The sequence below is a fragment of the Dactylosporangium sp. NPDC049140 genome, assembly GCF_040648435.1.
On record NZ_JBEZDS010000025.1, the window covers coordinates 1 to 14,368 of the forward strand.

Genomic DNA, 14,368 nt, shown 5'->3' on the forward strand with positions numbered 1-14,368 from the left:
CACTCCTCGGCCGCCCCACGGACCTCGCCCGTCACCTCCGCAGGCTCCGGTGCCGGCGCGACGAAACTGTGCCCATGGTGAGCGGTCCGGAGCGGAGGGGCCGCTCATGGGACGAGCGGGCGGACGCGTTCCGCCACGAACCGTACGAAGCCCTCGGGGTCCGGGTCGTCCGGCGTGGGCTGCAGGATCACCCGGTCGACGCCGGCCTCGGCCCAGCGCCGCACGCTGTCCGCGACCGCGTGCTCGTCCCCGGCGACCAGCACGTCGGCGTCGGCGGCGTACTTCCACCGGACCCGCTCGGCCGCGAGCCGTGCCTCGGCGTCGGGGCCGGTCGCGCAGTGCAGGTACATCACGATCTCGTGGGCGTCGGTGCGGCCCGCGGCCGTGCGGCCCTCGTCGATCAGGGCGCGCGCCCGGTGTACCGTCGCGACGTCATTGCCTGCCGTGAGCACCGTGCCGTCGGAGACCTCGCCGGAGAGCCGCAGCGTCTTCGGCCCCGTGGCGCCGACCAGGATCGGCGCGGGCCCGGGCGGCGGCCAGTCCAGCGCGACGTCGTCGAGGCGGACGTAGCGGCCCTGGGTCGACAGCCGCTCGCCGGCCAGCAGGGCGCGCAGCGCGAGCGTGTACTCCCGCAGCAGCGTCAGCGGCGACTCCGCCCGCACCCCGACCTGCCCCATCCAGTCCTGCACCCCGTGCCCGCCGGCGATCGTCGCGCGGCCCGGGAACATCCGGAACAGCGTCGCGGTCTCCATTGCGGCGATCGCCACGTTGCGCAGCGGTACCGGCAGCAGCCCGACCCCGACCCGCAGCCGGCTCGACCAGGCGAGCGCGGCCGCGGCCGTGGTCAGCCCGCCCTCCAGGAAGCAGTCCTCCCACAGCCACAGCTCCTCGAGCCCGGCCTCGTCGGCGGCGGTCACGATGGACCGCAGCCGCTCCGGCGGCAGCTGCGGCAGAAATACGGCACCCAACGTCGTCATCTGGTAAGTGTTTCGCGCTCCCCTCGGTCGCTCCCCATCGGGGGAGCGCACCACGTTCGACCTCGGGGATGTGTCGGAAACCCGGCCGTTCCGCGCCCTGGCCCGGGATGGAACGCCGGGGGGAGCATGACGCACAGACACGCCGTCGTACTCGGCGGCAGCATGGCCGGCCTGCTCACCGCGCGGGTCCTGACCGAGCACTTCGAGCGCGTGACGATCGTCGAGCGCGACGAGGTGGAGGGGGACTGGAGCGCGGAGTCCGTGGAGCACGCGGTGCGCCGGGGGGTGCCTCAGGGGCGGCACGCGCACGGGCTGCTCGCGGCCGGGCTGAACGTCGTCGAGGGGCTGTTTCCCGGGGCCGCGCGGGAGCTGGCGGCGGCCGGGGTGCCGGTCGGCGACGTGCTGGGCAACGTGCGCTTCTGCGCCAACGGGTACCGGCTGAAGCAGGCGCCGATCGGCATGGAGGCGCTGTCGTTCAGCCGGCCGTACCTGGAGGCGTACGTGCGGGCCAAGGTGTTCGCCCGGCCCGGGGTCACCGTGCGCGGCGGGACCGACGTCGTCGGCGTCGAGGCGGACGCCGCGCGGACGCGGGTGACCGGTGCGCGGATCCAGTCCCGGGGCGGGGATCCGGAGGTGCTGGGGGCCGATCTGGTCGTCGACGCGACCGGGCGCGGCTCGCGGGCGCCGCGCTGGCTGGCCGAGCTCGGCTACCAGCGGCCGCAGGAGGAGCGGCTGCACGTCGATCTCGCGTACGTCTCCCGGCGGTACCGGGTCGATCCCGCGCTGCTCGACGGCGACATCGCGATCATCATCGGGCCGTCGGCCGCGGCTCCGCGCGGGGGCGCGGTCATGCTGCAGGAGGGCGGGCGCGCGGTCATCACGTTGTTCGGCATCCTCGGCGACCACGCGCCGCTGGACGACGCCGGCTACCGCGCCTACGCCAAGCGGCTGCCGCTGCCGTACGTCTCCGACATCATCGAGGCGTCCGAGCCGCTCGAGGACGAGGCGGTCAAGTTCCGCTACCCGGGCAGCACGCGGTACCGCTACGACCGCCTGCGCCGCTTCCCGCTCGGCTTCGTGGTCCTGGGCGACGCGATGTGCTCGTTCAACCCGATGTACGGCCAGGGCATGTCGGTCGCGGGCGTCGAGGCGCTCAAGCTCGGCGAGTCGCTGGCCCGGGGCGGCGAGCTCGACGCGCCGCGGTTCTTCCGCGCGGTCCGGCCCGTCGTCGACATCCCGTGGCAGATCGCCACCGGCGGCGACGCGGCCCTGCCGGGCGTGGACGGGCCCCGGGACGCGCGGACGCGGATGGTGAACCGGTACCTCGACCGCCTGTACGCGACCGCGGCGCACGACGAGGTCGTCTCGCTCGCGTTCAGCCGCGTCACGAACCTCCTGGACCCGCCGACCGCGCTGCTGCGGCCGGGGATCGCCCGCCGGGTGTTGGGCAGGCGACGGTTGGCGACGGTCTGAGTACGGCTCGTGGCACCATCGGGGGGTGCCGTACCGCCGGATCGCCGACATCGACTTCGCCGAGCTCACCCGGGGGCCGTTCCACCCGTCCCCGGACGACTGGGCCGACGAGGTCCTGTACTTCCTGCTGGTCGACCGCTTCTCCGACGGCGGCGAGCGCGGCTACCGGGGCAACGACGGGGAGCTCGTCGCCACCGGGAGCACGCCGCCGCTGACCGAGGCCGACCACGGCAACGCGGTCGCCACGCCGCAGGACGCGCAACGGTGGCGGGCGGCCGGCGTCGACTGGGTCGGCGGCACCCTGGCCGGGCTGCGGGGCAAGCTCGGCTACCTGCGCCGGCTCGGGGTCAGCGCGATCTGGGTGAGCCCCGTGCTCAAGCAGGTCGCGGGGCAGGCGTCCTACCACGGGTACGGTATCCAGGATTTTCTCGACGTCGACCCGCACTTCGGGCGGCCGGAGGATCTGCGGGCGCTGGTCGCCGAGGCGCACGCGCAGGGGCTGCGGGTCATCCTCGACGTGGTGCTCAACCACGCCGGGGACGTCTTCGGCTACGAGGGCGACCGCCAGCCGGTGTGGACCGGGCAGCGCTACCCGGTCAAGGGCTTCCGCGACGCGGACGGCGCCGCCGTGCTCCCGGTCGGCCCGGTCCCGCAGGCGTACCCCGACGGCGGCGTCTGGCCCGCCGAGCTGCAGAGCACCGCGACGTTCACCGGCAAGGGGCGCATCGTCGACTGGGACCGGTTCCCGGAGTACCTGGAGGGCGACTTCGAGGGCCTGAAGGACATCGCGCTCGGGGAGGGCCCGGCCGACGACTACCGGCCCTCGGCGGCGCTGGTGGCCCTTGCGCGCGCGTACCAGTACTGGATCGCCTACGCCGACCTCGACGGCTTCCGCGTGGACACGGTCAAGCACATGGACCCGGGCGCGGCGCGCTGGTTCGCCTCCGCCGTCCACGAGTTCGCCCAGTCGATCGGCAAGGAGCGCTTCTACCTCGTCGCGGAGATCACCGGCGACCGGGCCTTCGCGTACCAGACCCTGGACGCGGTCGGCATGGACGCCGCGCTCGGCCTCGCCGACGTGCAGGACCGCCTCGAGCGCGTGGTGAAGGGCACGGCCGACCCGGCCGAGTACTTCGCGCTGTTCCGCAACTCGCTGCAGGTCGGCCGCGAGTCGCACGCCTGGTTCCGGGACAAGGTCGTGACCAGCTACGACGACCACGACCAGGTGCGCAAGGGCCCGTGGAAGGCGCGGTTCGCGGCCGGCGAGCCGGGCCGGCGCCTGGCCCTGGTCGCGCTCGCCTTCAACGCCGTCACGCTGGGCATCCCGTGCATCTACTACGGTTCCGAGCAGGAGTTCGACGGCGAGGGCGGGCACGACCGGTACATCCGCGAGGCCATGTTCGGCGGCGCCTTCGGCCCGTTCCGCAGCCGCGGCGGCCACGCGTTCGACGAGGAGCGCGAGACGTATCGCCAGCTCAAGCAGGTCCTGGCCGTGCGCCGGCGGCTACCGGCGCTGCGGCGCGGGCGGCAGTACCTGCGCCCGGTCTCGGCCGACGGCGTGGTCTTCGGCCCGCCGGGCCCGCGGGGCCTGCTGCCCTGGTCGCGGATCTTCGCCGATCAGGAGGTGCTCGTCGCGGTCAACACCGACCCCGACCGCGTGCGCACGGCCTGGGTGACCGTCGACAACGACCTGCACGCCGAGGGCGACCGGCTGACCTGCCGGTACTCCAGCGAGCCGGCCTTCGCCGGCGGCCAGGTCTCGGTCTCGGCCCGCAACGGCAAGGCGGTCCAGCTGACTCTGCCCCCGGCCGGGGTCGTCATCTATTCCCGTTAACCCTTCGAAGCGGTAGGATCACCGGTCGTTACATCGATCGGCGGGAGTGCGATGGTGCGAACGCGCGAGGTGCCTGACCACATCTTCGAAAAGCTCATCGGCGCGCTGGTCTGCGAGTCCGCGGCCACGCTGCTGGCCCAGCGGGCCCGCGGCGCGAGCCTGCACGCGGGCGAGGCGTTCGGGTCGGTGCTGGCGTGGCTCTGGGAGACCTCGAGCGACGACGTGGTGCCCTACGTGGCCGACCTGATCGCCCAGGCGCGCTACCACGCGCCGGGCGCGGACACGACCGTGCCGCTGGAGGAGGTGCTGGCCGCGATCGGGCGCGCCGCCGCGACCATGTCCCCGGCGGAGAGCGCGGCGATGCTGGCCTGCCTGAGGGCGGGGCTGCCGGCCTACCTCTGACGCCACTCGCGGAGCAGCTCGGCCTCGCGCTCCTTGCTGAGGCGGCCGGGCTGCGGAGGTTCGTTGCGAAGGTCTTCGATCGTCTCCCGCAGCGGCCGCATGGTGAGGCCGGCATTGATGGCCTTCGCCGGGTCGGCCTGATTGACGGCGGCCTCTTCGTCGAGGGCCGGCCAGAGTGGCAGGTCCTCGTGGCCGACACCGCGCTCGATCAGGAACTCGGGATCGACCCAGGTGAGGGTGGCGTCGGTACCCTGCTGCATCGCCGTCAGCAGCTCGCCGAACGAGAGCCGCTCCGCCGGGCCGGAGGGGTGGAAGATGCCCGGGCTGGGCATCTCGGTCATCGTGAGCGTCCACCTGGCAAGATCGCGGGCGTCGATGAGCTGGATGGGCTCGTCCGGGTGGCCGGGCGCCAGGATCTCCCCACCCGCCGCGATCCGCTTGACCCACCAGGTGAACCGCACGAGGTGGTCGTAGGGTCCGACGACGTACGGCAGGCGCAGGATCAGGGGATCCTTGAAGCGGGTCCGGGTGACCCGCTCGCACGCCACCTTGCGGCCGCCGTAGGAGTCGTCCTCCCGGAGGCGGGCGTCCTCGGTGTAGCCGGGCGGCGGGTCGGCATACACCGACACTGTCGAGATGAACGTGTAGTGCCCGGTGCTGAGCACGTCGGCGAGGCGCCCGACCTGCTCCGGCTGATAGGCGCTCACGTCGATGGTGGCGTCCCAGCGCTCGTGCTCCAACCCGCTCAGGTCACCGTTGCGGTCGGCGATGATGTGCCGCGCCTCCGGGTAGAGATCTCCGCCGGTCTTCCCCCGGTGCAGCAGCGTGACGTCGTGCCCGTTCGCCAGTGCCGCCTCGACGATGTGCCGCCCGACGAACTGCGTCCCGCCGACGATGAGCATCCGCATACCCTGCATCTTCGCAGAGCCGGCCACCCGGAATGGCTCGCCCGTTGTGCCGTTCGCCGCGTCTGATCAACGGAGTGCTTCCGGATGGGGACCGACAGTACGGTGCCTGCATGTCCCCTGCGGCAACGTTGGCGCACTGGTGGGACGGGCCGCCGCGCCGCCAGGTGAGCCATCTCGACGGGGCGGCGCCGGAGTTGCTCAGCGTGGCGCTCGACCCGCTGCCGTCCGCCGCGCCGGCCGTCGTGTCGTTCCGCCCGGCCCCGCCCGGGACACCCGGCGATCAGGTGCACGTCATCCTCCGGGAGCTCGACCGGGCGGCGATCGCCCTGTACCCGCTGTGGCTGCCGGGCGCCGACGCCCTCGACGGACCGAGCGCGCTCGGGGTCGCCGCGGTCCGGGCCCTGGCCGAGCGCGCGGCCGCCGGCTCGCACAACTTCGGCCCGTTCCTCGCCGACCTCGCCACCCGCGCACTGCGCGGCGCCGTGGAGCGCACCCCCGCCCTGCCGGCCGAGGTCCGGGCGGCCGGCCTGGCCCGGGTCATCGCCGCGGCGTACGGCCGCGACCATCTCGTCGTCATCATCGAGCTGCCGGCCGGTGAGCACCCGGCCGCGGAGCGGGCGCTCGTGCACGCCGCCGAATGGCTGGTCCGCCACGCCGGCGTGACCGTCTGGCTGGCGGGGTCGCCACTGCGCAGCGTCGACCGGGTGCGTTCGGTCCGGATCGCCCTGCCGTTCCCGATCGCCACCCTGGGCCCCTCGGCGGCCGGCCCGGCCCCGGGCCCGCGGGTGACGTACCCGCCGCGCTCGGGCTACCCGCGGGCCGACAGCCGGGCCGAGCAGGCCCTGGAGCGCGCCCTGGCGGCCTGCGAATGGGCCCGCGGCCGCCACTGGAACCACGACTACGACCCCGACATCCTGGGCCGCCGCTACCGGCTGGACCTGTTCTGGCCGGCCGAACGCCTGGTGGTCGAGGTCGACGGCGAGGAGCACCGCGGCGCGGTCAAGTTCGCCGACGACCACCGCCGCGACGTGCACCTCCACCTCCACGGCCACGTCGTCCTGCGCTTCACCAACGAGGACGTCCTGACCGACGTCCGGCTCGTCGTTCACAACATCAGACAGCTGCTCGAGCAGCTGCGGAGAGGCTCCTCGCAATGAAGCAGTCCCTGATCAAAGTCCTGACCGCCCTGCGGGACCACGGCCCCTCGAACAACAAACGGCTCAAGGAACTCGGCGTCAGCGGCCTCACCGGCGCGGACAACGCCGAACTGGTGGCGCAGGGCCTGGTCACCACCGAGAAGGCCGGGCGAGTCCTGGTCCACACCCTGACTCCGGCCGGGGACGACTACCTGAAACGGCCGGCGCCCGAACTGCTGTCGCCGACCCAGATCCTGGCCTTGGTCGTGCTCATGGCCGAGGCGCGCGAGCTGAGCAACAACGAGTTCGCCCGGGCGGCCGGCTTCTCGCTCACCGGCAAGGACAACGAGGCGCTGGTGAAGCGCGGCCTGGTCGAGACCGACAAGAGCACCAGACCGTTCGTGCATCAGCTCACCGACAAGGGCTGGAAACTCGTCCGGACGCTGCACGAGGGCGAGGTGCCGAAGGAGGGCCGCTCGGCGATCCGGACCCTGTTCAGCCTGATGGCGAACGTCGGCCGGGCGCTGGACCGGCTGCAGATCAGCCACGGGGAGTTCTTCAAGCAGACGCAGACGGTCACCGCGGTGCCGCAGGACGTCGAGGGTGCGATCCGGGCCGCCTATGTCGCGCTGGCCAACCCGCCCGGTGACTGGGTCGGGCTCGCCGATGTGCGGGACCGGTTGCCGGGGGTCGACCGGGCCGCCGTCGACGCGGCCCTGCGAGGCATGCTGTCCCAGCCCGGCGTCCGGGTCATTCCGGTGGCCAACCTGAAGGCGCTGCAGCCCCGGGACCGGGAGGCCGCGGTGCGGATCGGCGGCGAGGACAGCCACATGATGGCGATCGAGTCGTCATGATCACCGAGATGCAACGTGCGGTCCTGAAGGCGTTCGACTTCAACCCGGCGCCAACTCCGGACGACGTCTGGCGGGAGTCGCGGTACAACGTTCCCGAGCTGCACGAGAGGGCGGCCAAGGAGATTGTCAGCGGGGTCAACCGGGCGCGGCGGGACGATGTCTCCAAGCCGTTGAGCGTCGCGATGCAGGGCCGGGCCGGCGCCGGCAAGACGCACCTGCTGGGCGCCATCCGGGGGACGATCCAGGCCAGCGGCGGCTACTTCGTCCTGGTCAACATGATCAGCGGGCGGACGTTCTGGGCCAGCACCGCGCTGTGCATGGTCGAGTGCCTCGATCAGCCGGCGAAGGGCTGGCCCAGTCAGCTGGTGCGGTTCCTGCGCACGATCACCGTCGACCTGCACCTGCCGACCGACGTGCGTAACGCCATCGCCGGCGACGCGGTGCTGACCCGGGACCACCTCGACGCCTTCATCCTGGCCCTGCGCAACGAGCACAACGATGTCGGCAAACAGTGCCAGGACACGGCCCGCGCCCTCGTGCTCAACGGGTCGAAGGACTACGAGGCGCAGGACGTCGGCTACGCGCACCTCATCTCCGAGCTCGGTGACCCCGAGGGGCGAAGGAAGTGGGGCCTCTCCCCGGCGGTCCGCAGCCCGCAGCAGATCGTGCAGGACATCTCCCGGCTGATGGCGCTGCCGATGGACCCGACGGTGATCGCGATCGACCAGATCGACACGCTCTTCGCCCAGACCACCACCACGGTGTTCGGCCCCACGGAGAGCATGGAGGACGACGAGGCCGGCCTCCTGGGCCAGGTCGCCGACGGGCTGCTCGGCCTCCGCGAGATCACCCGCCGCACGCTGGTGGTCGTCTCCTGCCTGCCCGACACCTTCTCGCTCATCGAACGGAATGCGCCGGGCCCCGTGCGGGAGCGGTTCCGGAGGGAGCTGCTGCCCGACCGGATCCCCAAGGACGAGATCGCCGAGGCGATCGTGGCCCGGCGACTGCGCGCCAAGAGTTTCGGCGCCGAATACGACACCTGGCCGGTCCGGCCCGAGGCATTCAAGGGGATCGCGAACCGGTACACGCCGCGCGCCCTGCTCCGCAAGGTCGAGGCGCACGTGCGCTGGTGCCTCGACGAGGAGCGGATCGTAGAGCTGGGCCAGTTCCGCGACGACGAGCCGGAGCCGGGGCCGGTGGTGGACGTGAGGCCGCCGCCGGCCCAGGACAACCTGGCGAAGATCGACGCGCGGTTCAAGGAACTGGTGGGGGCGCTCGACGTGTCTGCGGCGCTGCAGTACGCGACCGAGGACGCGCAGATGCCGGCACTGCTGGCCGCCGGGCTCACCGCCTGGATCGACGAGCAGGCGCCGACCGGGGTCACCTACAAGCACGATCCGTTGCCCAGCCGGAAGCCGGCGCTGCACGGCCGGCTCATCGAGGTGCTGAACGAGTCGACGGAGAACGAGGCGCACTGGGCGTTCCGCGCGATCAACAGCCCGAGTGCGGTCGCCGTCATCAGCCGGGTCAAGGCGGCCTCGACCATGGCCGGGCTCGACCGGGCCGTGCCGCAGCGGCGGCTGGTGGTGCTGCGGAACGCGCCGTGGCCGTCCGGGAAGCGGACCAAGGAGGTCACCGAGGAGTTCCTGAAGGCCGGCGGGGTCGTGGCGCGGATCTCGGAGCAGGACCTCAAGGTCTTCGCCGCGCTGAAGCACCTCACCGTGGCGCCGCCGCCGCATTTTCAGGAGTGGCTGCGCGCCCGCCGGCCGGCCGGCCGGACCGTGCTCTTCTCGGCGGTGCTGGAGCCGGCCCCGTCGGAGGGTGAGCCAGTCCGCGAACCGGTGGCCGACCCGGCCGCGCCCGTTGCCGAGGGGCGGATCACGCTGGGGAAGGTGGCCGAGTCCGCGGCGGCGTTCAGCATCGGGCTGGAGTCGCTGCGGCGGCACACCGTGGTGTTCGCCGGGTCCGGGTCCGGCAAGACCGTGCTCATCCGGCGGCTCGTGGAGGAGTGTGCGCGGGCCGGGGTCTCGTCGATCGTGCTGGACCCGAACAACGACCTGGCCCGGCTCGGCGACGCGTGGCCCGAGGCGCCGGCCGGATGGGGCCCGGGCGACGACCGGCGGGCCGCGGACTACCTGGCGAACACCGACGTCGTCGTCTGGACGCCGCGGGTGACCAGCGGGCGGCCGCTCGCGTTTCAGCCGCTGCCGGACTTCGGGCCGGTGCGGGACTCGCCCGACGAGTTCGACCAGGCCATCACGTCCGCCGTCGAGGCGCTGGCCCCGCGGGCCGGGGTGCACACCGGGGCGCGCCTGGCCAAGCAGGGCCGCGCGGTACTGACCGAGGCGCTGATCGCCTACACGCGCGCGGGGAACTCGGGGCTGCGGGGCTTCACCGAGTACCTCAGCGACCTCCCGGACGGCGTGAGCAGCATCGCCAAGGCCGGCAAGCTCGCCGCCGAGAGCGCCGAGACGCTCAAGGCCGCCATGGTCACGGACCCGCTGTTCGGCGGGCACGGGGCGCCGGTCGACCCGGGGGAGCTGCTGACGCCGCGGGCCGGGCGCCGGGCCCGGGTGTCGGTCATCAACCTGGCCGGGCTGGGCTCCGACGAGCAGCGGCAGAGCTTCGTCAACCAGCTGCAGATGGCGCTGTTCGCCTGGATCAAGCGGCATCCGGCCGGGGATCGGCCGCTGGGCGGGCTGTTCGTGATGGACGAGGCGCAGACCCTCGCCCCGTCGACCGGGAGCACGCCCTGCACCGCGAGCACGATTGCGCTGGCGTCGCAGGCCCGCAAGTACGGGCTCGGGCTGGTCTTCGCGACCCAGGCGCCGAAGGGGCTGCACAACCAGATCTCCGGCAACGCGACGACGCAGTTCTTCGGGCTGCTCAACGCGCCGGCGCAGATCGATGCGGCGAAGGAGCTGGCGCAGGCCAAGGGTGGGCGGCTGCCGGACATCGGGCGGCTGTCCAGCGGGGCGTTCTTCGCGGCGGGGGAGGGGTTCTCGTTCGTGAAGATCGCGGCGCCGATGTGCCTGTCGCATCACCCGTCGGCGCCGCTGACCCCGGAGGAGGTTGTGGCGAGGGCGCGGGGGTGAGCACCCCACGCCCTCGCGAGCGGTCCTAGCTCAGCGCGAACTTCTGCGCGGCGGAGCCGTTGCAGTCCCAGATCTGCAGGCGGGTGCCGTTGGCGGTCGCCCCGTTCGGGGAGTCCAGGCAGCGGCCCGACTGCGGGTTGCGCAGGGAGCCGTCGGCCTGCTGCTGGAAGACCTGGCCGCCGACCCCGTTGCAGTCCCAGAGTTCGACCAGCGTGCCGTTGGCGGTGCCGTTGCCGTTGATGTCGAGGCAGCGGCCCAGGGTACGCAGGGCGCCGTTGGACTGGTGGAACCAGTGCTGGTCCGCGGCGTACGACTGGCAGTCCCAGAGCTGGACGGCCGAGCCGTTGCCGCCCGTGTCGTCCGCGGCCACGTCGACGCACTTGCTGCCCGGGCCGACGTTGGTGCCGCCGCCGTTGACGGCGAACTTCTGCGCCGCGGAGCCGTTGCAGTCCCAGATCTGCAGGCGCGTGCCGTTGCCGGTGTTGCCGTTCGGGGAGTCGAGGCAGCGGCCGGACTGCGGGTTGCGCAGCGAGCCGTCCGCCTGCTGGACCCACTTCTGGCCGCCGACGCCGTTGCAGTCCCACAGCTCGACCTGGGTGCCGTTGGCCGTGCCGTTGCCGTTGATGTCCAGGCACCGGTTCAGGGTGCGCAGGGAGTTGTCGGCGAAGTGCGTCCAGTGCTGGTCCTCGGCGTAGTTCTGGCAGTCCCACAGCTGGACCCCGGTGCCGTTGGCGCCGGTGTCGTCCGCGGCCACATCCACGCACTTGCCGCCCGGGCCCGTGATGGTGCCCTGCGGGCCGTTCGGGACGTTGGTCTGGCCGCCGTAGCCGACGCTGACCACGTTGGCCTGGACCGCGTTCTCGGCGGCGTCGGAGGGGTAGCCGTACACCATCGCGCCCTCGAACCAGGTCCCGCGGTTGCGGTTGGAGTTGTCGCCGCCGATGCCCAGGATGATGCCGCCCTCCTGGTGCATCGGGCGGTAGCCCTGCTTGTCGGTCGGCAGCGCGCCGTTCCACCAGGTGGTGAGCCCGCCGGACTGCGAGTTGCCGCCCTTGAGCGCGTACGTCGTCTGGCCGTTGTTCTTCAGCACGGCGGTCACGTACGCGGAGTTGTTGCCCGGGTTCGGGTTGGAGCCGTTGCCGCCCTGGAACATGCCGTTCTCCATGTCCGCCTCGATCCACGGGCCGGAGCCCTGGCACGGCGCGAAGAAGCACGTGGTGGCGATGCTGACGGCGTCCATGTGGCCGTTGCCGGTGTCGTACGGCGTCGACTCGGCGTTGCCGTAGTCGAAGCAGCAGTCGGAGCCGACGTGCGTGCCGCTGGCGACCATGTAGACGCCCTCGGGCTGGCCGTTGACCGCCACGCCGGGGGCGCGGCCGTTGAAGCGGTAGCCGACGCCCGGCGACACCCACAGGCCGTACACCTTGTGCCCGCCCGCGGTCACCGCGATCTCGCCCGCGTCGGCGCCGCGGTCGCCGGACCCGGCCCCGCCGTCCGGCGCGATTGTCAGGTCGCTGTGGTTGCTCGTCTGGTCGTAGATCCGCGTGATGCGGCACGTGGTGCCGTTGCAGAACGCGTCCTGGTCGCCGGCGTTGGCGTACCCGCCGGCGGCGAGCAGCCCGACGTTGTGCGTGGCCCCGTTGTCGGCGCGCTGCACGGTGTAGAGCGGCCCGTTGTACGTCGCGAACAGTGCGCGGGTCGTGCTGTGGGCGGCCACGCACGCCGTGCCGTTGGAGGCGTAGATGTCACAGGGCAGCGGACCGGCCGCCTGGGCCGTTCCGCTGAGCCCGACGACGGCGGCGGCGGTGAGGGCCAGGCTGGCGGCGGCGGAGAGAAGCACTCTCCGGCGCCGGCCCGGTCGTGATCGATCGACCACGGGAAGACCTCTTTCGTTCAGGGGTCGTGGAGGGGGAGGGGCCCGATTGGCGGCGGACCCCGGCAGCATCGATGTCTCAGTATGCGTATTCGCGGTGGTCTTTGGTAGAACTTGTTGACAAGTGTTGAATCTGCGGTCCCGGCGTGTGCCGGACCCGGAACGCCTCCGCTACCGGGCGACGCTCGGCGGCGGTGGGCGGCGCCGATCGGCCGCGGGACCGGAGCGGTTTCTCGAGTCGCTGCGGGAGGCGGCGGCTGAGTAGGTCGTACCTCACGGGGGGTTGCATGGTTATGCACTCCGTCGTATATGCTTGAGTCGTGTCCAAGGTCCTCAACTCCCTGCCTGTCGGCGAGCGGGTCGGCATCGCGTTCTCCGGCGGTCTCGACACCTCGGTAGCTGTCGCGTGGATGCGCGCCAAGGGCGCCATCCCCTGCACCTACACGGCCGATCTCGGCCAGTACGACGAGCCCGACATCGCCTCGGTGCCGGGCCGCGCCACCGCCTACGGCGCGGAGATCGCGCGTCTCGTCGACTGCCGGGCCAGCCTCGTCGAGGAGGGCCTCGCGGCGCTCGCCTGCGGCGCCTTCCACATCCGCTCCGGCGGGCGGGCCTACTTCAACACGACCCCGCTGGGCCGGGCCGTGGCCGGCACGCTCCTCGTGCGCGCGATGCTCGAGGACGACGTGCAGATCTGGGGCGACGGTTCCACCTTCAAGGGCAACGACATCGAGCGTTTTTATCGGTACGGCCTGCTGGCCAACCCGGCCCTGCGCATCTACAAGCCATGGCTGGACGCCGATTTCGTCGGCGAGCTCGGCGGGCGCAAGGAGATGTCGGAGTGGCTGCTGGCCAATGAGCTGCCGTACCGCGACAGCACGGAGAAGGCGTACTCGACCGACGCCAACATCTGGGGCGCCACCCACGAGGCCAAGTCGCTGGAGCACCTCGACGCGGGCATCGAAATCGTCGACCCGATCATGGGCGTGCGCTTCTGGGACCCGCAGGCCGAGATCCCGTCCGAGGACGTGACCGTCGGCTTCGCGCAGGGGCGCCCGGTCTCGATCAACGGCAAGGAGTTCGCGACCGCCGTCGACCTGGTCCTCGAGGCCAACGCGATAGGCGGGCGGCACGGTCTCGGCATGTCCGACCAGATCGAGAACCGCATCATCGAGGCCAAGAGCCGCGGCATCTACGAGGCGCCGGGCATGGCGCTGCTGCACGCCGCCTACGAGCGGCTCGTCAACGCCATCCACAACGAGGACACGGTCGCGGCGTACCACAACGAGGGCCGCAAGCTCGGGCGCCTGCTGTACGAGGGCCGCTGGCTCGACCCCCAGGCGCTCATGCTCCGCGAGGCGCTGCAGCGCTGGGTCGGCTCGGCCGTGACCGGCGAGGTCACGCTGCGCCTGCGCCGCGGCGAGGACTACTCGATCCTGGAGACCACCGGCCCGGCGCTGTCGTACCACCCGGACAAGTTGTCCATGGAACGCACCGAGGACGCGGCATTCGGCCCGGGCGACCGCATCGGCCAGCTGACCATGCGCAACCTCGACATCGCCGACTCCCGGGCGCGCCTGGAGCAGTACGTCTCGCTCAACATCATCGGCAGCCCGCACCCGATGCTCATCGGCGCCAACCAGACCCCGTCCGCCGACCTCCTCGGCGCCATGCCGGCGGGCGGCGCGGCCGCGATCGCGTCGCGCGGCCAGGCCGACCACGACGGCGAGCTGCTGGACAACGCCGCGATGGAGTTCGGCACCGACTGAGGATGAGATCGCGGCCGACCAGCTCGCATCCGCGATCTTCCACGAGC

The 14,368-nt window shown here is 72.3% G+C and carries 10 protein-coding genes; 7 read left to right on the plus strand and 3 right to left on the minus strand.

The window, feature by feature from the left end; genetic code table 11:
- Window positions 1–104: 104 nt before the first annotated feature.
- On the minus strand, window positions 105–977 hold the full coding sequence (locus tag AB0B76_RS32830; protein ID WP_360382691.1) for an LLM class flavin-dependent oxidoreductase: 873 nt from the start codon (window positions 975–977) through the stop codon (window positions 105–107).
- Between the two features lie 126 nt (window positions 978–1,103).
- Here AB0B76_RS32830 and AB0B76_RS32835 point away from each other — a divergent pair, with 126 nt between their 5' ends.
- From AB0B76_RS32835 to AB0B76_RS32845, 3 genes are all read left to right on the plus strand, one after another.
- Window positions 1,104–2,450: an FAD-dependent monooxygenase gene (locus AB0B76_RS32835; protein ID WP_360382693.1), complete on the plus strand. Its 1,347-nt coding sequence runs from the start codon at window positions 1,104–1,106 to the stop codon at window positions 2,448–2,450.
- A gap of 25 nt (window positions 2,451–2,475) precedes the next feature.
- A complete protein-coding gene (locus tag AB0B76_RS32840; protein ID WP_360382695.1) occupies window positions 2,476–4,284 on the plus strand; it encodes an alpha-amylase family glycosyl hydrolase in 1,809 nt (602 codons plus the stop codon).
- A gap of 69 nt (window positions 4,285–4,353) precedes the next feature.
- Window positions 4,354–4,686: a hypothetical protein gene (locus AB0B76_RS32845; protein ID WP_360382696.1), complete on the plus strand. Its 333-nt coding sequence runs from the start codon at window positions 4,354–4,356 to the stop codon at window positions 4,684–4,686.
- On the opposite strand, the gene AB0B76_RS32850 is transcribed toward AB0B76_RS32845, so the two are convergent.
- A complete protein-coding gene (locus tag AB0B76_RS32850) occupies window positions 4,677–5,594 on the minus strand; it encodes an NAD-dependent epimerase/dehydratase family protein (RefSeq protein ID WP_360382697.1) in 918 nt (305 codons plus the stop codon). The genes AB0B76_RS32845 and AB0B76_RS32850 overlap by 10 nt on opposite strands.
- A gap of 110 nt (window positions 5,595–5,704) precedes the next feature.
- Between AB0B76_RS32850 and AB0B76_RS32855 the strand changes: the two genes are divergently transcribed.
- The 3 genes from AB0B76_RS32855 to AB0B76_RS32865 are packed head-to-tail and all read left to right on the plus strand — an operon-like array spanning window position 5,705 to window position 10,679.
- Window positions 5,705–6,751, plus strand: a complete 1,047-nt coding sequence (locus AB0B76_RS32855; RefSeq protein WP_360382699.1) for a DUF559 domain-containing protein — start codon at window positions 5,705–5,707, stop codon at window positions 6,749–6,751.
- The gene (locus AB0B76_RS32860) at window positions 6,748–7,584 is read left to right on the plus strand and encodes a hypothetical protein (RefSeq protein WP_360382701.1); all 837 of its coding nucleotides are present in this window, start codon (window positions 6,748–6,750) and stop codon (window positions 7,582–7,584) included. The genes AB0B76_RS32855 and AB0B76_RS32860 overlap by 4 nt, the downstream gene beginning before the upstream one ends.
- An 8-nt stretch (window positions 7,585–7,592) precedes the next feature.
- On the plus strand, window positions 7,593–10,679 hold the full coding sequence (locus tag AB0B76_RS32865; protein ID WP_360382702.1) for a DUF87 domain-containing protein: 3,087 nt from the start codon (window positions 7,593–7,595) through the stop codon (window positions 10,677–10,679).
- 25 nt (window positions 10,680–10,704) lie between these two features.
- Here AB0B76_RS32865 and AB0B76_RS32870 read toward each other — a convergent pair whose 3' ends face one another.
- Entirely contained in the window at window positions 10,705–12,519 is a 1,815-nt protein-coding gene (locus tag AB0B76_RS32870) for an arabinofuranosidase catalytic domain-containing protein (protein ID WP_360382704.1), read from the minus strand.
- A gap of 353 nt (window positions 12,520–12,872) precedes the next feature.
- Here AB0B76_RS32870 and argG point away from each other — a divergent pair, with 353 nt between their 5' ends.
- Window positions 12,873–14,321 carry an argininosuccinate synthase gene (gene argG / locus AB0B76_RS32875; RefSeq protein ID WP_360382706.1) on the plus strand — a complete coding sequence of 483 codons (1,449 nt, stop codon included), beginning with the start codon at window positions 12,873–12,875 and terminating at the stop codon, window positions 14,319–14,321.
- Window positions 14,322–14,368 lie beyond the last annotated feature (47 nt).